15 protein-coding genes and 1 rRNA gene are annotated in these 24,167 nt (G+C 69.2%); 7 read left to right on the plus strand and 9 right to left on the minus strand.

The window, feature by feature from the left end; genetic code table 11:
* Positions 1-205 precede the first annotated feature (205 nt).
* The gene (locus OG828_RS40740) at positions 206-3,892 is read left to right on the plus strand and encodes a hydantoinase B/oxoprolinase family protein (RefSeq protein WP_328503979.1); all 3,687 of its coding nucleotides are present in this window, start codon (positions 206-208) and stop codon (positions 3,890-3,892) included.
* Entirely contained in the window at positions 3,873-4,478 is a 606-nt protein-coding gene (locus OG828_RS40745; RefSeq protein ID WP_328503980.1) for a GTP-binding protein, read from the plus strand. The genes OG828_RS40740 and OG828_RS40745 overlap by 20 nt, the downstream gene beginning before the upstream one ends.
* 56 nt (positions 4,479-4,534) lie before the next feature.
* On the opposite strand, the gene glpK is transcribed toward OG828_RS40745, so the two are convergent.
* The 5 genes from glpK to OG828_RS40770 form a co-directional block, all read right to left on the minus strand.
* Complete coding sequence (gene glpK / locus OG828_RS40750) at positions 4,535-6,043, minus strand: glycerol kinase GlpK (protein ID WP_328503981.1); 1,509 nt, start codon at positions 6,041-6,043, stop codon at positions 4,535-4,537.
* A 22-nt stretch (positions 6,044-6,065) separates the two neighbouring features.
* Positions 6,066-6,791, minus strand: a complete 726-nt coding sequence (locus OG828_RS40755) for an MIP/aquaporin family protein (RefSeq protein ID WP_328368472.1) — start codon at positions 6,789-6,791, stop codon at positions 6,066-6,068.
* 325 nt (positions 6,792-7,116) lie between these two features.
* Positions 7,117-8,769, minus strand: coding sequence for a GGDEF domain-containing protein (locus tag OG828_RS40760; protein WP_328503982.1), 1,653 nt, complete (start codon positions 8,767-8,769; stop codon positions 7,117-7,119).
* A gap of 213 nt (positions 8,770-8,982) precedes the next feature.
* Positions 8,983-10,173 (minus strand): lipid-transfer protein, encoded by a 1,191-nt coding sequence (locus OG828_RS40765; RefSeq protein WP_328503983.1) that lies wholly within the window; start codon positions 10,171-10,173, stop codon positions 8,983-8,985.
* Positions 10,170-10,595, minus strand: a complete 426-nt coding sequence (locus OG828_RS40770) for a Zn-ribbon domain-containing OB-fold protein (protein ID WP_328372565.1) — start codon at positions 10,593-10,595, stop codon at positions 10,170-10,172. Before OG828_RS40770 ends, OG828_RS40765 begins: the two co-directional genes overlap by 4 nt.
* A gap of 272 nt (positions 10,596-10,867) precedes the next feature.
* Here OG828_RS40770 and OG828_RS40775 point away from each other — a divergent pair, with 272 nt between their 5' ends.
* Positions 10,868-11,404, plus strand: a complete 537-nt coding sequence (locus tag OG828_RS40775; protein WP_328503984.1) for an NUDIX domain-containing protein — start codon at positions 10,868-10,870, stop codon at positions 11,402-11,404.
* Here the strand turns inward: OG828_RS40775 and OG828_RS40780 are convergent.
* Positions 11,395-13,773 carry a glycoside hydrolase family 31 protein gene (locus tag OG828_RS40780; RefSeq protein WP_328503985.1) on the minus strand — a complete coding sequence of 793 codons (2,379 nt, stop codon included), beginning with the start codon at positions 13,771-13,773 and terminating at the stop codon, positions 11,395-11,397. The genes OG828_RS40775 and OG828_RS40780 overlap by 10 nt on opposite strands.
* A gap of 213 nt (positions 13,774-13,986) precedes the next feature.
* Between OG828_RS40780 and OG828_RS40785 the strand changes: the two genes are divergently transcribed.
* A complete protein-coding gene (locus OG828_RS40785; RefSeq protein WP_328503986.1) occupies positions 13,987-15,954 on the plus strand; it encodes an acetoacetate--CoA ligase in 1,968 nt (655 codons plus the stop codon).
* 3 nt (positions 15,955-15,957) lie between these two features.
* On the opposite strand, the gene OG828_RS40790 is transcribed toward OG828_RS40785, so the two are convergent.
* Entirely contained in the window at positions 15,958-17,277 is a 1,320-nt protein-coding gene (locus OG828_RS40790) for an aminotransferase class I/II-fold pyridoxal phosphate-dependent enzyme (protein WP_328503987.1), read from the minus strand.
* Between the two features lie 111 nt (positions 17,278-17,388).
* Between OG828_RS40790 and OG828_RS40795 the strand changes: the two genes are divergently transcribed.
* Together OG828_RS40795 and OG828_RS40800 are read left to right on the plus strand one after the other, a co-directional pair.
* Positions 17,389-18,597: an MFS transporter gene (locus OG828_RS40795; RefSeq protein WP_328503988.1), complete on the plus strand. Its 1,209-nt coding sequence runs from the start codon at positions 17,389-17,391 to the stop codon at positions 18,595-18,597.
* A 22-nt stretch (positions 18,598-18,619) separates the two neighbouring features.
* Positions 18,620-19,519 (plus strand): hypothetical protein, encoded by a 900-nt coding sequence (locus OG828_RS40800; RefSeq protein ID WP_328503989.1) that lies wholly within the window; start codon positions 18,620-18,622, stop codon positions 19,517-19,519.
* 97 nt (positions 19,520-19,616) lie between these two features.
* Here OG828_RS40800 and ptsP read toward each other — a convergent pair whose 3' ends face one another.
* Positions 19,617-21,287 (minus strand): phosphoenolpyruvate--protein phosphotransferase, encoded by a 1,671-nt coding sequence (ptsP, locus tag OG828_RS40805; protein WP_328503990.1) that lies wholly within the window; start codon positions 21,285-21,287, stop codon positions 19,617-19,619.
* Between the two features lie 79 nt (positions 21,288-21,366).
* The gene (locus OG828_RS40810; RefSeq protein WP_210581459.1) at positions 21,367-21,816 is read right to left on the minus strand and encodes a PTS sugar transporter subunit IIA; all 450 of its coding nucleotides are present in this window, start codon (positions 21,814-21,816) and stop codon (positions 21,367-21,369) included.
* A gap of 578 nt (positions 21,817-22,394) precedes the next feature.
* Here OG828_RS40810 and OG828_RS40815 point away from each other — a divergent pair.
* Positions 22,395-23,920: ribosomal RNA gene (locus OG828_RS40815) — 16S ribosomal RNA — on the plus strand.
* The last annotated feature ends 247 nt before the right edge of the window (positions 23,921-24,167 follow it).

A 24,167-nucleotide genomic window follows, 5' to 3' on the forward strand; every position in this document is an offset into this window, starting at 1 on the left:
GTTCCCATCTTCGCACTATCCGTGCGCCCATCGCATCATACGAACAGCGATCATCGCAGCCGTCACCGAGAGGCGCCGCCCGGTGTGGACAGGGCACCGGCACAACCCTCCCGATATGATCTGACCGATCGTCGACGACCCTCGGCAGCTCGTCCGCAACCGAGCTGCCGATAGGGTTCCGAGCAGCGCGATCGGGGAGACGGACGTGACGACGGGCTGGCAGTTCTGGGTCGACCGAGGCGGCACCTTCACGGACATCGTCGCGCGACGCCCCGACGGCCGGCTCCTCACCCACAAGCTCCTGTCCGACAACCCCGCCCGCTATGCCGACGCGGCAGTCGCCGGCGTACGCGAACTGCTGGGCGGCTCCCATGCCCCCGTCGAGGCCGTCCGGATGGGGACCACCGTCGCCACCAACGCCCTCCTGGAACGCAAGGGCGAGCGCACGCTCCTGGTCATCACCCGTGGCTTCCGCGACGCCCTGCGGATCGCCTACCAGAACCGCCCCCGCATCTTCGCCCGCCGCATCGAACTCCCCGAGCTGCTCTATGAGCGGGTCGTCGAGGTCGACGAGCGCATCGCCGCCGACGGCACCGTCCTGCGCGCTCCCGACCTGTACGCCCTCGCCGGGCCCCTCCAGGAGGCGTACGACGACGGTGTCCGGGCCATGGCCGTGGTCTGCATGCACAGCCACCTCCACCCCGCCCACGAACAGGCCGTCGGCGAGCTGGCCGCCCGAATCGGTTTCCCCCAGATCTCGCTGTCCAGCGAGGTCAGTCCGCTGATGAAGCTTGTCCCGCGCGGGGATACCGCCGTCGTCGACGCCTACCTGTCGCCCGTGCTGCGGCGCTACGTCCAGCATGTCGCCGACGAACTCGAAGGCGTGCGGCTGATGTTCATGCAGTCCAACGGCGGGCTCGCGGAAGCCGGGCAGTTCCGCGGCAAGGACGCCATCCTGTCCGGGCCTGCCGGCGGGATCGTAGGCATGGCCCGCATGTCGCAACTGGCCGGCTTCGACCGGGTCATCGGCTTCGACATGGGTGGCACCTCCACGGACGTCTCGCACTTCGCGGGCGAGTACGAACGCGTCTTCACCACGCAGATCGCCGGAGTCCGGCTGCGCGCTCCCATGCTGGACATCCACACCGTCGCGGCCGGCGGCGGCTCGGTCCTTCACTTCGACGGCTCCCGCTACCGCGTAGGGCCGGACTCGGCGGGCGCGGAGCCGGGGCCCGCCTGCTACCGGGGCGGCGGCCCGCTTGCCGTCACCGACGCCAATGTCATGCTCGGCCGCATCCAACCCGCCCATTTCCCCAAGGTGTTCGGCCCCGACGGCGACCAGCCCCTCGACGACGCGCTCGTCCGCGACCGGTTCGCCGCCCTCGCCCGGGAGATCCGGGAGCAGACCGGCGACGACCGCACAGCGGAGCAGGTCGCCGAGGGCTACCTGCAGATCGCCGTCGCCAACATCGCCAACGCGGTCAAGCGGATCTCCGTCCAGAAGGGCCACGACGTCACCCGCTACGCCCTCACCACCTTCGGTGGTGCGGGAGGCCAGCACGCGTGCATGGTCGCCGACTCGCTCGGCATCCGCACCGTCCTCGTGCCGCCCATGGCCGGCGTGCTCTCCGCGCTCGGCATCGGCCTCGCCGACACCACCGCCATGCGCGAACAGTCCGTCGAGGCACCCCTGGAGCCCGCCTCCATGCCCGCCGTCCTCAAGACCGCCGACGACCTGGAGGGGGCCGCCCGCGCCGAACTCCTCGCCGAGGACATCCCCGAGGACCGCATCAGGATCACCCGCCGCGCCCAGCTCCGCTACGACGGCACCGACACCACCCTCACCGTCGAGCTCACCGAGCCCGACACCATGCGGCACGCCTTCGAAGAACGTCATCGCGCCACGTACTCCTTCACGCTCGACCGCCCGGTTGTCGTCGAAGCCCTCTCCGTAGAAGCCACCGGCATCACCGAACCCCCCGATCTCTCCGCTCTCGCCCCGTTCGCAGCCGCCCCTGACGGCCGCTCCGCCGCGCCGGACACCGTCCGCCTCCATACCGGCGGCGCCTGGCGCGACGTACCCCTCCATCGCCGCGAGAACCTGCCCCCCGGCGAAACCGTCACCGGCCCTGCGATCATCACCGAGGCCAGTGCGACGACCGTCGTCGACGACGGCTGGCGGGCCGCGACGACCGACGACGGGCATCTGGTCATGGAACGCGCGGTGATTACGCAGAGTTCCGATCTCGACACAAAAGCTGATCCCGTTCGGCTCGAGGTCTTCAACAACCTCTTCATGTCGATCGCCGAACAGATGGGCGCCCGGCTGGAGTCCACCGCGCAGTCCGTCAACATCAAGGAGCGCCTGGACTTCTCCTGCGCCCTCTTCGACCCGGACGGAAACCTGGTGGCCAACGCCCCCCACATCCCCGTCCACCTGGGCTCGATGGGCACCAGCGTCAAGGAGGTCATCCAGCGGCGCGGCTCCGGGATGCGCCCCGGCGACACCTACGCCGTCAACGACCCGTACCACGGCGGCACCCACCTCCCCGACGTCACCGTGATCACCCCGGTCTTCGACACCGAGAACACCGAGAACACCGAGGACACCGAGGACACCGAGGACACCGCGGACACGGAGAGCAACCGGATCCTCTTCTACGTCGCCTCACGCGGCCACCACGCCGAGATCGGCGGCATCGCGCCCGGCTCCATGCCCGCCAACAGCCGCACCATCGAAGAGGAAGGGATCCTCTTCGACAACTGGCTGCTCGCCGAGCGGGGCCGCTTCCGCGAGGAGGAGACCCTCCGCCTCCTCACCGAGGCGCGCTACCCCTCCCGCAACCCGAAGACCAACCTCGCCGACCTGCGCGCCCAGATCGCCGCCAACCAGAAGGGCGTCGGCGAAGTCGCCCGCATGATCGAGAACTTCGGCCTCGCCGTCGTCCAGGCGTACATGAAGCACGTCCAGGACAACGCGGAGGAGGCAGTACGACGGGTCATCGACGCGCTGGACGACGGTGAGTACGCCTACGAGACCGACTCGGGGGCCGTCATCCGGGTCAGCGTGCGGGTCGACCGTGAGAACCGGTCCGCAACCGTCGACTTCACCGGAACCTCCCCCCAGCTGGACTCGAACTTCAACGCGCCCTTCGCGGTCGTCAACGCGGCCGTCCTGTACGTCTTCCGCACTCTCGTCGCCGACGACATCCCCCTCAACGACGGCTGTCTGCGCCCCCTCGACATCGTGGTGCCGTCCGGCTCGATGCTCGCCCCGGAGCCGCCGGCCGCCGTGGTCGCCGGCAACGTGGAGACCTCGCAGGCCATCACCGGCGCGCTGTATGCCGCACTCGGCGTCCAGGCCGAAGGCTCCGGCACGATGAACAACGTGACCTTCGGCAACGAACGGCACCAGTACTACGAGACCGTCGCCTCCGGATCCGGCGCGGGCGACGGCTTCCCGGGGGCGCCCGTCGTGCAGACCCATATGACCAACTCGCGGCTCACCGACCCGGAAGTCCTGGAGTGGCGACTGCCCGTCCAGCTCGAGGAGTTCGCCGTCCGGCGTGGGAGCGGCGGCGACGGACGCTGGCGCGGCGGCGACGGAGCGGTGCGCCGCATCCGGTTCCACGAGCCGATGACCGTCTCCACGCTCTCCCAGCACCGCAGGGTCCCGCCGTACGGCATGGCGGGCGGCGAACCGGGCGCGCTGGGCGCCAACCGTGTCGAGCGCGCGGACGGTACGGTCAGCGCACTGGGCGCGAGCGATGCGACGGACGTCGTCCCGGGCGACGTACTCGTCGTCGAGACCCCAGGCGGCGGAGGCTACGGACCGCCGTCCCCCGACCCCCATCAAGCAGGAGAAGAGATCGATGATCTTCGGGCGTTCTGAGCGCGGCAAGCCCCCGGTCGAGCCGGTCACGCTCAAGATCCTGGTGGCCGGCGGCTTCGGCGTGGGCAAGACCACGCTCGTCGGCGCGGTCAGCGAGATCAGGCCACTGCGCACCGAGGAACTGCTCACGGAGGCCGGACGCCCGGTCGACGACACGAGCGGCGTGGAGGGCAAGCACACCACGACCGTCGCGATGGACTTCGGGCGCATCACCCTGCGTGAGGACCTGGTGCTGTATCTCTTCGGCACGCCCGGTCAGGAGCGGTTCTGGTTCATGTGGGACGAGCTCTCCGAGGGCGCGCTCGGCGCGGTCGTCCTGGCCGACACCCGGCGCCTGGAGGACTCCTTCGCCGCCGTCGACTACTTCGAGCGGCGCTCCATACCCTTCGTCGTGGCCGTCAACTGCTTCGAGGGAGCCGCTCGTTACCCGGAGGACGACGTACGCCAGGCGCTCGACCTCGACGACTACGTACCCCTGGTGTTGTGCGACGCCCGCGACCGGGAGTCCGTCAAGGAGGTCCTCATCAGCGTGGTTGAGCACGCCATGGCGTACGCGGCGGACCACCGTCAGACGGTCACCACCTGACGCACACGCGCGGCCCGTACCCCCACCGACCGGGGTACGGGCCGCAGTTCCGGTGCCTAACTCTCCTCCTCCAGCCAGCCGAAGCTCTTCTCCACGGCCTTGTGCCAGTTGTGGTACTCGCGGTCCCGCACGGACGCCTCCATCGCCGGCGTCCACTCGACGTCCTTCTGCCAGTGCGCCTTGAGTTCGTCGAGGTCGTTCCACACCCCGGTGGCCAGGCCGGCCGCGTACGCGGCGCCCAGGCAGGTCGTCTCGGAGACCTTGGGCCGGATCACGGGTACCCCCAGGACGTCCGCCTGGTGCTGCATCAGCAGGTTGTTCTTGGTCATGCCGCCGTCCACCTTCAGGGTCGTGATGTGCACCCCCGAGTCCTGGAACATGGCGTCCACGACCTCCCGCGTCTGCCAGCTCGTCGCCTCCAGCACCGCGCGCGCGAGGTGCGCCTTCGTGACGTACCGGGTGAGCCCGGTGACCACTCCGCGCGCGTCGGAACGCCAGTACGGCGCGAACAGGCCGGAGAACGCGGGCACGATGTACGCACCCCCGTTGTCGTCGACGCTCGCCGCCAGGGGCTCGATCTCGTCGGCGGTACGGATGATGCCGAGCTGGTCGCGGAACCACTGCACGAGCGCGCCCGTTATCGCGATGGACCCCTCCAGGCAGTAGACGGGCGCCTCACTGCCGATCTTGTAGCCCATCGTCGTCAGCAGTCCGCTCTTCGACGGCACCGGCCGGTTGCCGGTGTTGAGCAGCAGGAAGCTGCCGGTGCCGTAGGTGTTCTTCGCGGTGCCGACGTCGTAGCAGGCCTGGCCGAACACCGCTGCCTGCTGGTCGCCCAGCGCCGAGGCGACAGGGACGCCGGAGAGCTGCCCGACGGCGGTTCCGTACACCTCGGCGGACGACTTGATCTCGGGCAGCACGGCCTCGGGCACGTTCATCGCGGAAAGGATCGACGGGTCCCACTGAAGGGTCTCGAGGTTCATCAGCATCGTGCGTCCGGCGTTGGTGACGTCGGTGACGTGGCGCCCTCCGTCGGTGCCGCCGGTGAGGTTCCAGATGAGCCAGGAGTCGATGGTGCCGAAGGCGATCTCGCCGTGCTCCGCACGTGCGCGCAGCCCCGGCACGTTGTCCAGCAGCCAGGCCGCCTTGGGCCCGGAGAAGTAGCTGGCCAGCGGCAGTCCGGTCTGTTCGCGGAAACGGTCCTGCCCGTCCGAGCCGCCGAGTTGGTTGCACAGAGTGGCAGTGCGCGTGTCCTGCCAGACGATGGCGTTGTGCACGGGCTTGCCCGTCGCCCGGTCCCACAGCACCGTGGTCTCGCGCTGGTTGGTGATGCCGAGCGCGCTGAGCTGGTCGGCACGCAGCCCGGCCTTGGCGATCGCGCCGGCGACCACCGCCTGCACCTTGGACCAGATCTCGGTGGCGTCGTGCTCCACCCAGCCGGGCTTGGGGAAGATCTGGCGGTGCTCACGCTGGTCGACGGCGACGATCGCGCCGTTCTGGTTGAAGATGATGCAGCGGCTCGAGGTGGTGCCCTGGTCGATTGCGGCGACGAACTTGTCCGTCATGACGTCCCCTTCGTCGGATCCTTCAGAACGCTGCGTTGAAGATCACCCCGGACAGCGCCCCGCCGATCAGCGGACCCACTACCGGAATCCACGCGTAACCCCAGTCCGAGGTGCCCTTGTTGGGGATCGGGAGCAGCGCGTGGGCGATGCGCGGGCCCAGGTCACGGGCCGGGTTGATGGCGTACCCGGTGGGACCGCCGAGCGACAGACCGATGCCGACCACCAGGAACGAGACGATCAGAATCGCGGTACCGGACTCACCGAGCCCCTTGGTCAGGCCGAACGCCAGGATGGGCAGCACGAGACCGACGGTCGCGATGATCTCGGTGATGAGGTTCGCCACGGGATTGCGGATCGCGGGCGCCGTGGAGAAGACCCCGAGCGTCGGCTGCGCCTTGTCCTCCTCGGCGTTGGCCTGGAACTGCGCGAAATAGACGAGCCAGCACAGGATCGCGCCGAGGAAGGCGCCGACCATCTGCCCGGCGACATAGAGGTGGACCTTGTCCCAGTCCCCGGTGTCGATGGCGATCCCGAGGGTCACGGCGGGATTGAGGTGCCCACCGGACAGCGGTGCGGCGGTGTACGCCCCCGCCAGCACGCCGAAGCCCCAGCCGAAGGCGATGACGACCCAGCCGGCGTCCTTGGCCTTGGAGTAGTTCAGTACGACAGCGGCGACCACTCCGGCGCCGAACAGAATCAGGATCGCGGTACCGATGACTTCGCCGACGAATATGTCTCCGTCGCTCATGGCGGCTCCTAGGCCCTGGCCCGGGACGATCGGCCCCGGTCCTCCGTGCGGGGTGCGGTTCCCTTGGCGAACAGCCGGAGGCAGGGAGAGTCCCGCGCCCCGCCCGGCGTCCGTGACGAGCGTGCCGTAACAGCCGAATCACCCGTGGGGGAGTGGCCCTTGGTTCAGGCGGGGCCCGCGCGGCGCAGTGCCTGGTTACGCCGAGAATGTACGGCGATGTCGACTGACACCGGGAAGTTTTCACCGGCACTCAGAGAGCGTCAAGGTCGTTGACGGCAACGGTTGAGAGGCACGGTGAGAAGTGCGACCGGAGCCGGCGTGCCCCTCAGCCCCTCCCGGGCTCCACCACCGCGCACTCCGCCGGAGCGGGCCCGGCCCCCGATCCGCGGCGGATCTCGTGCCCGGGCAGACCCGCGCGGCCCAGCACCCAGCTCGCCCCGGACAACGATTTCGCGGCCTTCTTGAGCGGCGCCAGGCACGCGGACGCCTGCCGGTGGTCCGCGACGCTGCCCGGCATGCACAGGACCGTGGCCAGGGACAACGTGACGGCTCGCCCGCCCGCGGACCAGGGGGCGTCCAGCACGGAGAGGGCCAGCGGATCCAGCCCCTCCGGGTCGGCGAGCACCAGGAAGTCGTCTCCGCCGATATGGCCCACCCGGGTGCTCTCGGACGCGGCGTGCTGCAGGGCCCGCCCCACCGACCGGATCAGCTCGTCGCCCGCCGCGAATCCCGCCCCGTCGTTCACCTGTTTGAAGTGGTCGACATCCAGCCAACTCAGCGCGAAGGTCCGCCCGTCCGCGATCCGCCGGTCCACCTCACCGGTGATCGCGTCCGAACCGGGCAGCCGGGTCAGCGGATTGAGCGACGCCGCTTCCTCGACCCGGGTCTCGGCCAGCGCCCGTACCAGGTCCGCCAGGCGTACGACGCCCACGCACCGGCCGTAGCGGTCGACGACGGCGACGTCGTCCGACGTCCGGTCGCTGCCGCCGACCGCGACCACGTCCAGAACCTCCCAGGCGGTCGCGTCGACGCCCACCGTCCGCGGCGGGTCGCCCAGCTTGGCCGCGGGCCGGTCGGCGTACAGGGCATGCCCGTAGCGCCCCGACATGGACAGCAGGAAGCGGGACCGGTGCAGCGAGCGGACCGGCACTCCGTCGCGGTCCACGAGCAGCACCCCGGACACGTCCGGCGAGCCGGTCAGCAGCGCCCGCACCTGGCCGGCGGACGCGGTGGCAGGCAACAGCGCGGCGGGCCGCACGAACTCCCGGACCGACGGGCCCGACGGCGGTGACGCCATGGCGCCGGGGGAGCGGGGCGGAACGTATACGTCCGCGGCCGGCAACCGGGCCGGCGGCGCGAACAGCTCCCCCTGCGCCAACTGCGCACCCGCCGACAGCGCAGCCGCACACTGCAGTTCGGTCTCGACGCCTTCCACCGACAGCAGCGCGCCCAACTGCTCGCACAGCGTCCGCATCGCCCGCACCGCCGCCGGCCGGGACAGCAGTGACGCATCGAGCTTCACCAGGTCGGGCGCGAGATCGGTGAGCAGCCGCAGCGGTACGTCCCCGTCCCCGACCCCGTCCGCACTGATCCGGAAACCCTGGTTCCGCAGCGATCCCACCGCCTCCAGCAGCGCCCGCTGCGGCACATGTGTGTACGGCGGGACCACATCGATGGTCACCTCCCACGGCAGCCTCCCGGCCTCACGCACGGCGGCATGCAGCGGGGTGAGGCCGCCGAGATCGGCGAGGGTGCCCGCGAACACGTTGACGTGCAGCGGCAGCATCGTCTCCTTGCGCGCCGCCGCACGGACCGCCAACACGGCCAGTCTGCCGTCGAGTTCGGGATCGCGGCGGGCCTCGGCCAGGATGTCGCCGGCCTCCGGGCGGGCGAGTATCTCCAGGCCCGCGACTCCGCCGGTGGTCAGATTGACCACCGGTTGGAAGGCGAAGCGGAGAGTGTCCGTCCAGGAGTGCACGGGAGCATGATTTCGCCCCCAGCACACCCCCGAGCGCAGTTCATGAGACATTCACGCAGCATTCCGGACCGATGACGCAGCGTGTGCAACGTCTGTCGCTTTCGGACATATGACAGACGTGCCGTCGTCGCCCGGCGGAAGACCCGTGGGCGTACGACGGCGGGGTCGCGTTCGTACGGCCGTACCGTCGCGCGTGCCGCGCGGTCGGGTTCCTCATCGCACCGCGATCACCGCCGAACCATGGCCGAAAAGACCCTGGTTCGCAGTGATCCCCACCTGTGCCCCGGCGACCTGCCGAACACCGGCGTCCCCTCGCAACTGCCAGGTCAACTCGCAGACTTGGGCGATCGCCTGGGCCGGGACCGCCTCCCCGAAGGAGGCCAGACCACCACTGGCGTTCACGGGTATGCGCCCGCCGAGCGCCGTCGCGCCCTCCCGCAGCAGCTTCACGGCCTCGCCCTCGCTGCACAGTCCGAGATCCTCGTACCACTGCAACTCCAGGGCGGTGGACAGGTCGTAGACCTCGGCGAGAGAGAGATCCTCGGGCCCGATACCGGCCTCCTCGTAGGCAGCCCGAGCGATCGACGCGCGGAACGTCTCGGCGGCGGGCTCCACCGTGGCCGCCGAGTCGGTCGCGATGTCCGGCAGGTCCAGCACGGTGTTCGGATAGCGCGGCGTGACCGTGGACACCGCCCGGATCCGCACCGGATTCGTCACCCCGTGGCAGCGCGCGAACTCCATGCTGCACAGCACCAGCGCCGCCCCGCCGTCCGAGGTGGCGCAGATGTCCAGCAGCCGCAGCGGATCGGCGACCACGGCCGAAGCGGCGACGTCCTCCGCGGTGACCGGCTTGCGGTAGCGCGCGTTCGGATTGAGCGCCCCCTGTGCCGCGTTCTTCACCTTGACCTGTGCGAAGTCTTCCAGTGTGTCCCCGTGCACAGCCATCCGGCGGCGTGCGTACAGCCCGAAGTAGGTCGGATTCGTCGCGCCGAGGACCCGGAAGCGCAGCCAGTCGGGGTCGTCCGGCCGGTCGCCGCCGGCTGGTCGGAAGAACCCCTTGGGGGCTGCATCGGCACCCACGACGAGCACCACGTCCGCGAGCCCGGAAAGGATCTGCGCCCGGGCGGTGTTGACGGCCTGGGCCCCGGAAGCGCAGGCCGCGTACACGCTCGCGACCCGGGCCCCCTGCCAGCCCAGCGCCTTCGCGAACGTCGCCCCCGCCACATACCCCGGATAGCCGCCACGCACGGTGTCCGCGCCGACGACCGAATCGACCCGGCGCCACTCCAGCCCCGCGTCGGCGAGCGCCGCCCGGGCCGCCGCCGTTCCGTACTCGACGAAGCTGCGCCCCCACTTGCCCCAGGGGTGCATGCCCGCACCGAGCACCGCCACCTCTGCTGTCATCCCGCCTCCCCCGTCGGTCGCCATTGCCAGGTCGTCCAGACCGTCTCCGCGTCCTCATGGAGCACGCCCCGGACCACCTCCACCTCCATGCCCACCGCCAGATCGGCGACGGTGACCCCGGGTACCGCCTGTCCCAGCACCACCATCCGCTCGCTCTCCAGCTCCACAGCGATCAACGCGTACGGCTCCCACGGAAGTTCCGGATCGGTCACATAGGGTGACGGAGGCCGGTATCGGCTGTCCGTGTACGACCAGACGCGCCCGCGCCGCGACAGCGGGACCTCGTCCAGATCGCCGCCCGGGCAGCCGGGGTTGCGGCAGTGCGAGTCCTCGCGGGGGAAGAAGACCGAGGTGCAGGCCGTACAGCGCGTGCCGAGAAGCGTGAAGTCGTCCCCGTCGCCGGTGAACCATCGCTCCACCACAGGTATGTGTGTGCGTGACAAGAACCCTCCCCGGCAGGTGATCTGACGGAACGTCAGAAGTGTGCCATGGGCAACCTGAAATGAGCAGGGCGCAGTCAGAGAACCAAACGGGTCCTTGCGGCGTCGTCGTATCGGGAGAGGCGGCCGGGGCCCACGGGGGTGGCTCCGGCCGCCTCTTCACGTGGCGTGACACGAACGCCCGGAAACCCCACCGGCAAGCCCTGAGCCGCCCCCCGAAGACGTCCTCACCGTGATCGGATACAGTCCGCCGCGTGTCCGAAATTCAAACCTCCGTCCCCAACTCCGCGCCCGACTCCCACTGTTCGAGCTGCGGCACGCCCTACGGAGGGGGCGTCTCCGGCTGGCCCCGCACATGTCCGGCCTGCGGGGCCGTGGCCTACCGCAATCCGCTGCCGGTCGCCGTTGCTCTGCAACCCGTGTACGACACGAGGGGCACCGCCCTGGTCGTCATCACCCGGACGGTGGCCCCCGCGCGCGGGGGCATCGCGTTGCCCGGCGGGTACATCGACGACCGGGAGGACTGGCGGCAGGCCGTCGTGCGCGAACTCAAAGAGGAGACCGGCATCGAGGCGGCCGGCCGCGACGTGCGGCTCGTCGACGCGATGAGCTCCCCCGACGGGCACCTGCTGCTCTTCGGTCTGCTGCCGGAACGCCCGGCCGGCGTCCTTCCGGCGTCCACCGCCACGGACGAGACGGAGGGCTGGCACCTCCTGCGCAGGCCGGAGGAGTTGGCCTTCCCGCTGCACACGGTGGCCGTACGGGCGTGGTTCGAGGGCCGCTACATCTGAGATCGGCCCTCTATGAGCCCCCGTACGCGCACCGGGTGGGGCGGCGCGTCCCCGCCGCTCTCACCGTCCCGCTCGACGATCAGCTCCCCGCTCTCCCACCGGGTGACGTACCGCTCGATCCCTGGCTCGTCCCACCCCTCACCCTGGTCCGCCACGACCAGTCCGCCTCCGGTCCGGCCGCGGGCCGGCGCCCATACCTCCAGTTCCAGCCCGCCGTCGTCCCCGCGCACGGGGACGACGGCACCCGCGCGCGCCAGAACCGGAATCCGCGACAGGGGCGCGTCGACCAGTACCTGAGCCGGCCCGTCGTACGCCTGCTCCGTCACCGTGTCGTACCAGCGGCCCCGCGGCAGTTGCACCGCGCGCCGGTCCGCGCCCGGACCGAGCACCGGGGCCACCAGCAGACTGTCGCCCAGCAGAAACGCATCCTCACAGTTCCGCAGCGCCCGGTCCTCCGGCGCGCCCCACCACAGGGGCCGCACATAGGGCGCTCCCGTGCGGCGGGCCAGATGCGCCAGCGTGACGAAGTACGGGAGCAGCCGGCGGCGTTCGACGAGCGCCACGCGCGCGTGCTCCAGCACCTCCGGCCCGAATTCCCACGGCTCCCTGCGGCCCGCCCGCAGGCTCGCGTGCGTCCGGAACAGCGGCAGGTACGCGCCCAGCTGGAACCACCGCAGATACAGCTCCGGTGACGGACTCCCGTCGAAGCCGCCCACGTCCGGCCCCGAGTACGGCACCCCGCACAGTCCCAGCCCCATGACCAACGCCAGTGACGCCCGCAACCCAGGCCAGCCCGTCGCCACATCACCGGACCACGTCCCCCCGTAGCGCTGCATGCCGGCCCATCCCGAACGGGAGAACAGGAAGGGCCGCTCCTTGGGTGCCAGAGCCCGCAGGCCCTCGTATGCGGCCTGGGCCATGCACAGCGCGTAGACGTTGTGCGCCTCACGATGGTCGCCGCCGCGTCCGTCGAGGTCGTGTCTGGCCGAGCGCGGCAGCGTCGACTCCCCGAAGGCGGTGAACGACACGGGTTCGTTCATGTCGTGCCAGAACCCGGTGAACCCCTGCGCCAGCCGCTCCTCGTAAAGCCGACCCCACCAGGCACGCACGCGCGCGTGCGTGAAGTCCGGGTAGACGGTCTCCCCGGGCCAGGCCACTCCGCGCACCAGCCCGCCCGAGGCGTCCCGCACGAAGGCGCCCTCGTCCGAACCGCTGTCGTACACCGCGTTGCCCGGGGCGGCCTTCACCGCCGGGTCGACGATCGAAACCAGCCGGACTCCGTCCCGCCGCAGATCCTCGGCGAGCTGTGGCAGCTTGGGGAAGTGCTCCTGGTCGACGGTGAACACCTGGTGGGCGTCGTAGTGGTCGATGTCCAGATGGACCGCGTCGAGCGGCAGGCCGCGCTCCTGGTACCCCGCGACGATCCCTCGGACCTCCTGCTCGCAGCCGAAGCCCCACCGCGCGTGATGATGGCCCAGCGCCCACGCGGGCGGCAGCGCGGGCGCCCCGGTGAGCGACGCCCAGGCGAGCAGTACGCGCGCGGGAGTGCCCACCATGACCCAGCACCGCAACGGACCTCCGTCCATGCGCAGTTCGCACGCCCCCGGCCGGTCGTGACCGGAGCCGGCGCCCTCCTCGCCCTCCCGCAGCGTGAGCGTGCCGTCCCAGGAGGTGTCGTGGAACACCAGATGGGTGGCAGCGTCGGCCACGACCAGCTGGACCGGCATCGTGATGTACAGCGGGTCGTCACCGGGACCGAACGCACGTCCGGGGTCGGTGTTCCACAGCCGGTACATGCCGTCCCGCAGCCGAGGCCCCGACGCCCTCCCACCGAGTCCGAAAAAGCGCGCGTCGGCGGCCACCTCCGACCGCTGCATCCAGCGTGCCGCGCCTTCGCCCACCGGCTCCCACCAGCGGGGCGGCAGAGCACGACGCAGGGTCACCCCACCGGGCGTACGGACCTCAACGGCGCCGTGCCGGGAGACGACAACCGTCACGCGCTCCGCCACGACCCGCCAGCCGCCGTCCTTGTCCGGCTCCAGCACCGCCCGGGGGTCCGGCTCCGGACAGCGGCCCGCGAGGGCGTACGAGGGCTCGGGAGCGGCCCCGTCCCAGCCCCAGAAGACGGCGCCGTTCACGGCGACGGTGATCCGCAGCTCGGACCTGCTGAAGCGGACCAGGCCGCCCCCGGCGCCGGGCTCTACCTGTTGCACGACACCCGGTACCCGGGCGCGCTCGGCACCCCGCGCCGGGAGCCCGACCGCATCGGCTCGCCTGCGGCGCCATGCCGCCTGCACGGTACGCAACCTCTGAGCGGCTCTCGCAGAGCCGACTGCCTTCACCGAACGCACCAGGTCACGACCGTTCATGCTGCTCACCCTGCCATTGACTGCACCACACAAGCGTGTCGTTCAACTGCCGTTCACCCGTGGCCGGACCACATCTTCACGACGCGGACTATGTGGGGGTCACCCTGGTGCAGAAGTCGATCACATGGCATCGTCCGTGTCAGCCGCGTCACGCGCACACCCCAGCCCGTGCGCGGGAGACGCACACGACGCGCACAGTCCGGGAGCCGCCCCATGTCGACCGTGAACCCCCAGCCGCTGTGGCAACCAGATCCGGAACGCATCGCCCAGGCACAGATCACCAAGTTCCAGGCCTGGGCGGCCGAGCACCACGGAGCCCCGTCCGACGGCGGCTACGCGGCGCTGCACCGCTGGTCCGTCGACGAACTGGTCACCTTCTGGAAGGCCGTCACGGAGTGGTTCGACGTCCGGTTCTCCGCGCCGTACGCGCGCGTGCTGGGCGACCGCTCGATGCCCGGTGCCCAGTGGTTCCCCGGCGCCACCCTGAACTACGCCGAGCACGCCCTCCGCGCGGCCGCGTCCCGCGCGGACGAACCAGCCCTTCTGCACGTCGACGAGACCCACCAGCCGCGCCCCGTCACCTGGTCCGAGCTGCGCCGCCAGGTCGGCTCCCTCGCCGCCGAGCTGCGGGCCCTCGGCGTACGCCCCGGAGACCGCGTCAGCGGCTACCTCCCGAACATCCCGCAGGCGGTCGTCGCCCTCCTCGCCACAGCCGCCGTGGGCGGCGTGTGGACGTCCTGCGCCCCCGACTTCGGCGCCCGCAGCGTCCTCGACCGCTTCCAGCAGGTCGAACCGGTCGTCCTGTTCACCGTCGACGGCTACCGCTACGGCGGCAAGGAACACGACCGCCGCGACATCGTCGCCGAACTCCGCCGCGAACTGCCCACCCTGCGCGCGGTCGTCCACATCCCCGTCCTCGGCACCCCGGTCCCCGAAGGCGCCCTGGAGTGGTCGGCCCTGACGGCCGCGGATACCGAGCCCGTCTTCGAGCAGGTGCCCTTCGACCACCCCCTGTGGGTGCTCTACTCCTCCGGCACCACAGGCCTGCCGAAGGCCATCGTCCAGTCCCAGGGCGGCATCCTCGTCGAGCACCTCAAGCAGCTCGGCCTGCACTGCGACCTCGGCCCCGAGGACCGTTTCTTCTGGTACACGTCGACCGGCTGGATGATGTGGAACTTCCTCGTGTCCGGCCTCCTCACCGGCACGACGATCGTGCTCTACGACGGAAGCCCCGGCTACCCGGACACGGGCGCCCAGTGGCGGGTCGCCGAACGCACACAGGCCACCTTGTACGGCACCTCGGCCGCCTACGTCATGGCCTGCCGCAAGGCCGAGGTGCACCCGGCACGCGACTTCGATCTCTCCACGGTGCGGTGCGTCGCGACCACCGGATCGCCCCTTCCGCCCGACGGGTTCCGCTGGCTGCACGACGAGGTCCGTGACGACCTGTGGATCGCGTCCGTCAGTGGTGGCACGGACGTGTGCTCCTGCTTCGCAGGAGCGGTACCGACCCTCCCCGTGTACATCGGCGAGCTCCAGGCACCCGGCCTCGGCACCGATCTGCAGTCCTGGGACCCCAGCGGCAAACCCCTGATCGACGAGGTCGGCGAACTCGTGGTCACCAACCCCATGCCGTCCATGCCCATCCACTTCTGGAACGACCCCGACGGCAGCCGCTACCACGACAGCTACTTCGACACCTACCCCGGCGTGTGGCGCCACGGCGACTGGATCACCGTCACCCCCCGCGGCTCCGTCGTCATCCACGGCCGCTCCGACTCCACGCTCAACCGCCAGGGCGTGCGCATGGGGTCCGCCGACATCTACGAAGCCGTCGAGCGGCTCCCCGAGATCAAGGAATCCCTCGTCATCGGCATCGAACAGCCTGACGGCGGCTACTGGATGCCCCTCTTTGTGCACCTGGTCCCAGGGGCCGCTCTCGACGAGGCCCTCCTGAACCGCATCAAGCAGACCATCCGCGAACAGCTCTCACCGCGGCACGTCCCCGACGAGATCATCGAAGTTCCCGGAATCCCGCACACCCTGACCGGCAAGCGCATCGAGGTCCCGGTCAAACGCCTCCTCCAGGGCACAGCCTTGGAGAAGGCGGTCAACCCCGGCTCCATCGACAACCTCGATCTGCTGCACTTCTACGAGGACCTCGCCCACAAGCGCGCCTGAGGATCACCCCCCGTACGTGGCCTCGGACTCACCGAGCACAACGGCGAAGTCCGAGGCCAGCCGCACCGCGTCGGCCGGCTCGAGATCGGCCACCGAGATCCGTACACCCGGACCGGCCGACAGCCGGAAGCGAGCACCGGACGCGACCCACCACCCGTGCGACCGCAGCCCGTTCACCACGGCCGACTCGTCGCGCACAGGCACCCACACATTCATCCCGCTCGCACCGTGTGCCTCGATGCCCCGTTCGCCGAACTCTTGAAGAAGAGCGCTCCGGCGCAGGGCATAGGCCTCCCCGGCACGCGTCACCAACGCGCGCGTGCCGTTGTCGGTCAGCAGCCCGTACACCGTTTCCTGGAGCAGATGGCTGACCCAGCCCGACGTCAGCAGCAGCCGCCCGTCGTGCCGCGCCAGCGTGGTCGCGTCACACGCCGCCGCCGCCCACCGCAGGTCCGTCCCGAGGAACTTGCTCACCGTCCGTACGTGCACCCAGCGCGCCGGCCCACGGGCCGTCAGCGTGTGCAGGGGCGCTCCGGCCACTTCCGAGGCATGGTCATTCTCGACGACGAGCACTTCGGGCTCGTCCCGGAGAACGTCGACCAGCGCGTCCCTGCGTACCGCGGAAAAACAGCCGCCGTACGGGTTCTGGGCCCGAGGACTGCACACCAGGGCGCGCACACCCGCCCGTAGAGCCGCGCCCAGGGCATCGGGGCGCACACCTTCGTCATCCACGGCCACGGGAACGATCCGCAACCCCAAAGCCGTTACAAGATCCAGCAGATGGTGATACCCGGGATCCTCCATCGCGACGGCATCGCCCGGCCGCAGCTCCACCGACAGCAGCCGCCCGATCAGATCCAGCGCTCCGTGAGCGAACGTCACATGCTCCACGGGCACACCATCGGGCAGCAGCCAGTCGCGGACGGCATCCTCCAGCCGCTCCAGCCTGGGCGTCGACCGGTGTGACCGGGCACCGGGTGACAGACGCGACGGTGGTACGAGGGCAGGCAGCAGCGCGGGGTCCGGATGCCCGCCCGACAAGTCCCGCAGCCCCTCGGGCACTTTCGGCGGCCGTCGTGACGCCACAGCCGGCTCCGGTGCCACCACGGTGCCGCCCCGGCCTCGCGTGACCACGATGCCGCGCCCCCGAAGTTCCTTGTAGGCGGTGGCGACCGTCCCCGGACTCACCCCTAGCTCGTCCGCGAGCCGTCGTACCGGAGGCAGCGCGGCCCCCGGACCCAACGAGCCTTCCGTCACGCCCTGTTCGACGGACGCGGCAATCCCCTTGGCCGTCGTACCACTGATCCCATATTGTATTGCCACGTTGGCGATTATGTATCAATACATAATGCGAAGCAAGGGGGAGCAGTGCGGTCGAGAGGTCTCACGGCAGCATGGTCATCACGCATTCCCGGAGGCCGCGACGGACGCAGAATGCTCACGGTCGCCCTCGTCGACCGAATCGGCAGCGGACTGTGGGCCTCCGTGTCCGTCCTGTACTTCACCTACGTCTCCAGCCTCTCCGTCGCCGAGGTCGGTACCCTCGTCGCCGTCGCCGGGGCCATCGGAATCGCCGGGGCACCCCTGGGCGGCCGCATCGCCGACCGGTTCCCCCTCACCCGAGTCCTCATCACCGTCCAACTCCTGCGCGCCGTCGCCTCCTTGGCCCTCCTCGCCACCCATGACTACGCCCTGCTCCTCGCCTTCTCGGCCGTCGGCAGCCTCGGCGACCGCTCCTCGAGCGTCCTCACCAGGCTGTACGCCGCCCGCGTCGCCGGAGCCGACCGAGTCCGCTACCAGGCCGTCCACCGAACCGTCGCCAACGCCGGCTGGGCCCTGGGCGGCCTCGCCGCGGCAGCGGCAATCGCCGTCGGCACCACCACCGCGTACCAGTGGCTCCTCATCGGCGACGCACTGTCCTTCGTCGCCTCCGCGCTGCTGACCCTGCGGTGCGGCGAGCCACCCTCCCCATGCCGGACCGTGATCACGTCGAAGGACCCGGCACCCCCAACAGAACGGGTGAATCCATGGCGTGACCGCACTTACCTCGCCTACGTCGCCACCGAGACCCTTCTCTCCCTCCACGACGCGGTCTTCAAGGTCGGTCTGTCCTTGTGGATCGCCCACGCGAGCAACGTCCCACACGGCCTCGTCCCCCTGCTGCTGGTCCTCAACAACGTGATGGTGGTGGCCCTCCAGGTACCGCTGGCCCGCTTCGGCACAACGACCGCGGCGGCACGCGCCCTGCTGAAACCGCTCTCCGCCGCATTCGCGCTGGGCGGTGTCACCCTGGCGCTCGCAGCCACCGGCGCAACCCTCACCGCCACGCTGCTCCTCACCGCCTCGGCCGTCGCGTTCACCGTGGCGGAGATGCTCCACGCCACCGTCTCGTGGGAGCTGTCGCTCGCCCTAGCCCCCGACACAGCGCAAGGCGCCTACCTCGGTGTCCACGGCCTCGCCCAGTCCGCCCAGCGCAGCGTCGGACCGCTCGCCGTCACCGCCGCCATCGCCACCGGCCCCGCAGGGTGGATCGCCTTCGGCGCCGGCATCGCCCTGACCTGCCTGATCCAGCACCGCCTGGTCCGCGAACGCCTCGCCCGGAAGCCATTGTCAGTGCCGCCAGTTACTGTGAGTGAGCATTGATCGACTGCACGCAGGGGGAAGAATGGCGCACACCGACCACCAGACCATGCGGCGCGTCCTGCGCCGTGAAATCGCGGGCACCATCGGCCTGCTGACGGACGAGCACGACTTCCGCGCCATGCGGCGCTATCGCACCTTCACCTTCGACGACCACAGGACATACCTCCAACAAGTGGAGGCGCTGCTCAAGACGCGCGCCGCTCAGGGCACCCACACGACAGTCGCCCTCTTCGACCCGCAGGAGTACGCCGACTTCTGCGCGGACACAGGCCTGGATCCCGACATCCCGACGAGCCGCACCCGGTTCACAGCCGAAGTCGCGACCACTGGCCCAACGGTTCCCTACGAGGGCCAGCCCCTCGCCGATCTCGTCCCGACCCTGATCGACGAGGCCGTACGCCAGGCCACGTGGGAGTACGCGTCCACGCTGCTCGCCCGACTCGGCGCCTGCGCGTCCTGTGGCGAAGACATCGGCCGTGCTGCCTTCGTCCGCGCATCACAATTCCTCGTCCGCATCCTCGACACGGCCCAGCCAGGCGCCCGACACCTCGTCTGCAGCGTCTCGGGAACACCGGAAACACTCGTCTCCGTCCTCCACGCCGACGGAGGCGCGGACGGCACGACCCAGCTCGACGAGGCCGAGGCCCTCGAATTCACCACAGTCCTGGCGCTCGGCCTCGCCACCGAAAGCCCGGGCGGACTGGTGATGCGGACCAGCGCTCCGGACACGCCCGACCGGATCTACGGCTGGCGCCTACGCGGAGACGGCCTCGAACCCCTCACCGCCGGCGAGGTCTTCGACGCCTACTGCACCGACGTCGAATCCGGAGACCTCATCTCCCCGGAATCCGGCGTGGACTACTGCACGCCACCCGACCTCGGACTGGACGACGAGCGACCGACGACGGGGCACGACCACTGAACACGCGAGGGGCGCCCCACCCGAAGGCCGCGAGGGGCGCCCCACCCGAAGGCGGGGCGCCCCTCGTCAACAGCCCAAGACGGCCTGCTGTTTGGAACTACTCTCCGGACAGCACAGCCTGTGCCGCGGTGCGCGCGTCCTCGGCGCTGTCCGCAGCCCGCGCCGCCGCGGCGGCCCGCTCACACTGGGCCAGCGTGTACTTGGCGAGAGTCGCCCGGACGTAAGGAATCGACGCCGCGCCCATGGAAAGGGAGGTGACCCCCAGACCGGTCAGCACACACGCGAGCAGCGGGTCCGACGCCGCCTCACCGCAGACACCACAGCTCTTGCCCTCGGCCTTCGCCGCTTCGGCGGACATCGCCACCAGGTCGAGCAGCGCAGGCTGCCACGGGTCCTGCAGCCGGGAGACGGCCCCCACCTGCCGGTCGGCGGCGAAGGTGTACTGCGCGAGGTCATTGGTTCCCAGGGACAGGAACTCGACCTCCTGCAGAACCGAGCGTGCCCGCAGCGCGGCTGACGGGATCTCGACCATCGCACCGAACTTCGCCTGCAGCCCAGCCGCACGGCACGCGTCGGCGAACGCCTTGGCGTCAGTGCGGTCCGCCACCATCGGGGCCATGACCTCCAGGTAGACCGGCAGCCCCTCCGACGCCTTCGCCAGCGCGGTCAGCTGGGTGCGCAGCACCTCAGGGTGGTCGAGCAGCGTCCGAAGACCGCGCACACCCAACGCCGGGTTGGGCTCGTCGGCGGGCGTCAAGAAGTCCAGAGGCTTGTCCGCACCCGCGTCCAGCACCCGTACGACGACGCGCCCCTCGGGAAAGGCCTCGAGCACCTGCCGGTAGGCCTCGACCTGCTTCTCCTCCGACGGCGCACTCTTGCTGTCGTCGAGGAAGAGGAACTCGGTGCGGAAGAGTCCGACGCCCTCGGCTCCGGCCTCGACAGCGGCCGGCACGTCCGCCGGACCGCCGACATTGGCCAGCAACGGCACCTTGTGACCATCGGCCGTGGCTCCTGGTCCGGTCGAGGCGGCCAGCGCGGCCTTACGCTCAGCGGCCGCGGCTTCGAGCTGGGCCTTCTTCTCGTCGCTCGGGTTCACGAAGATGTCGCCGGTGCTGCCGTCCACGGCGATCACCGTGCCCTCGGCGAGCTCACCGGCGCCCGGCAGCGCCACGACGGCCGGGACGCCGAGCGCCCGAGCCAGGATGGCGCTATGGCTGGTCGGCCCGCCCTCCTCAGTGACGAAACCGAGGACGAGGGTCGGGTCGAGCAGCGCCGTGTCGGCAGGCGCCAGGTCACGAGCGACCAGAACGTACGGGTGGTCGCTGTCCGGAACGCCGGGCATCGGCACCCCGAGCAGCCGGGCGACGATACGATTCCGCACGTCGTCGAGGTCGGCGACACGACCGGCGAGGTACTCGCCGGCACCCGCCAGCAGCTCGCGATACGCGGCGAACGCGTCGTACACCGCACGCTCGGCCGTGCTGCCGACCGCGACTCGGCGGTCCACATCCGCCATCAGCTCGGGATCCTGAGCCATCATGGCCTGCGCCTCGAGCACCGCCTGGGCTTCACCCCCCGCCAGATTGCCGCGCGCCATCAGATCGGCCGCTACAGCCTCCACAGCCTTGCGGGCGCGCCCCTGTTCACGCTCCGCGTCCTCCGCCGGGATCTGCTTGGCAGGCGGTTCGAGGACCGCCGTTCCCATGTGCCGAACCTCGCCGATCGCCACACCGTGGCTCACGCCGACGCCTCGCAGCGTTGTCTCCATCTCACCCGTCTCCGATAGTGCGGCGGGTCCCGCCGCCGCGATGATTGTCCCTACTTGCCGTCATACGACGGCACCGACGTCACTTCCAGACGAAGAGACTGTCGCCGGCCTTCACATCACCGTCGTCACGGAGGTCGGAGAGCGCCTCTGCAGTGGCCTCGAGCGCCACGATCGGACACACCGCGGACTTACCGGCGGCCTCGACGGCAGCCGGGTTCCAGCGCACGATGCTCTGGCCGCGCTGCACGGTGTCGCCCTTGTTCACGAGCAGCTCGAAGCCCTCGCCGTTCAGCTGAACCGTGTCGATACCGAGGTGGGTGAGCACACCGTGCCCCTGCTCGTCGACGACGACAAAGGCGTGCGGGTGGAGAGAAACGATCACTCCGTCCACGGGCGAGACCGCCTCGGAAGGCTCACGCACGGGGTCGATCGCCGTACCGGGGCCGACCATGGCCCCGGAGAAGACCGGGTCCGGCACGGCGGCCAGTCCGATGGCGCGTCCTGCAAGAGGGGACGTCACGGTGGTCATGGGAAGCCTCCCAGGGGTGGAGATGCACACGGGCCGTCACCGTCACTGTCTGTCCCGGACGGCGCACTGTGCAGCAGCGTATGTCAGATGAAGTGCGCGTTCCGCATGGAAGATACCGGTTAGTGGTCTAGACCACCAGCCCAATCGATTTGCACCCTCTTCGAGGCCCCGTGTACAGTCGTACCCCTGCTGGAGGCCAAGCGACGCGACCAAGTGTCCTGGCTCCGGCAACATCCAAACTCGTCAGATCCTATCTCGGGATCATCTTCTGCATGTCTGCAGGACGATGGTCAGAGGGCCGGAAAAACACTGATAGAGTTTGGAAACACCGAAGGGAAGCGCCCGGAGGAAAGCCGCGAGAGAGTGTGTCTCGGGTGAGTACGAAGGAAGCGTCCGTTCCTTGAGAACTCAACAGCGTGCCAAAAATCAACGCCAGATATGTTGATACCCCGTCTCTCTCAATTTGAGAGGGCGTGGTTCCTTTGAAGAAATACACAGCGAGGACGTTGTGAACGGTCGGGCTTATTCCGCTCGGCGGTTCCGCTCTCGTGGTGTCGACCCGGATGACCGGGAATACATTCAGGGAGAGTTTGATCCTGGCTCAGGACGAACGCTGGCGGCGTGCTTAACACATGCAAGTCGAACGATGAACCACTTCGGTGGGGATTAGTGGCGAACGGGTGAGTAACACGTGGGCAATCTGCCCTTCACTCTGGGACAAGCCCTGGAAACGGGGTCTAATACCGGATAGCACTTCCACGGGCATCTGTGGGGGTTGAAAGCTCCGGCGGTGAAGGATGGGCCCGCGGCCTATCAGCTTGTTGGTGAGGTAATGGCTCACCAAGGCGACGACGGGTAGCCGGCCTGAGAGGGCGACCGGCCACACTGGGACTGAGACACGGCCCAGACTCCTACGGGAGGCAGCAGTGGGGAATATTGCACAATGGGCGCAAGCCTGATGCAGCGACGCCGCGTGAGGGATGACGGCCTTCGGGTTGTAAACCTCTTTCAGCAGGGAAGAAGCGCAAGTGACGGTACCTGCAGAAGAAGCGCCGGCTAACTACGTGCCAGCAGCCGCGGTAATACGTAGGGCGCAAGCGTTGTCCGGAATTATTGGGCGTAAAGAGCTCGTAGGCGGCTTGTCACGTCGGGTGTGAAAGCCCGGGGCTTAACCCCGGGTCTGCATTCGATACGGGCTAGCTAGAGTGTGGTAGGGGAGATCGGAATTCCTGGTGTAGCGGTGAAATGCGCAGATATCAGGAGGAACACCGGTGGCGAAGGCGGATCTCTGGGCCATTACTGACGCTGAGGAGCGAAAGCGTGGGGAGCGAACAGGATTAGATACCCTGGTAGTCCACGCCGTAAACGGTGGGAACTAGGTGTTGGCGACATTCCACGTCGTCGGTGCCGCAGCTAACGCATTAAGTTCCCCGCCTGGGGAGTACGGCCGCAAGGCTAAAACTCAAAGGAATTGACGGGGGCCCGCACAAGCAGCGGAGCATGTGGCTTAATTCGACGCAACGCGAAGAACCTTACCAAGGCTTGACATCGCCCGGAAAGCATCAGAGATGGTGCCCCCCTTGTGGCCGGGTGACAGGTGGTGCATGGCTGTCGTCAGCTCGTGTCGTGAGATGTTGGGTTAAGTCCCGCAACGAGCGCAACCCTTGTCCTGTGTTGCCAGCATGCCCTTCGGGGTGATGGGGACTCACAGGAGACCGCCGGGGTCAACTCGGAGGAAGGTGGGGACGACGTCAAGTCATCATGCCCCTTATGTCTTGGGCTGCACACGTGCTACAATGGCCGGTACAATGAGCTGCGATGCCGTGAGGTGGAGCGAATCTCAAAAAGCCGGTCTCAGTTCGGATTGGGGTCTGCAACTCGACCCCATGAAGTCGGAGTTGCTAGTAATCGCAGATCAGCAGTGCTGCGGTGAATACGTTCCCGGGCCTTGTACACACCGCCCGTCACGTCACGAAAGTCGGTAACACCCGAAGCCGGTGGCCCAACCCCTTGTGGGAGGGAGCTGTCGAAGGTGGGACTGGCGATTGGGACGAAGTCGTAACAAGGTAGCCGTACCGGAAGGTGCGGCTGGATCACCTCCTTTCTAAGGAGCAATAGCCGACTGCGAGCAAATGTCTCGCACGGTTGCTCATGGGTGGAACGTTGATTATTCGGCACTCTCAGTCATCTCGGGCTGCCAGTACTGCTCTTCGGAGCGTGGAAAGCTGATCACGAGTGGCGAGGGTGTCGGGCACGCTGTTGGGTGTCTGAGGGAATGAATTTTTCCTCGGGTGCCGGCCCCAGTGAACTCGCCGTGTGACGGTGGGGTGATGGGTGGCTGGTCGTTGTTT

It is taken from the genome of Streptomyces sp. NBC_00457 (assembly GCF_036014015.1).
In the GTDB taxonomy this organism is placed as follows: domain Bacteria; phylum Actinomycetota; class Actinomycetes; order Streptomycetales; family Streptomycetaceae; genus Streptomyces.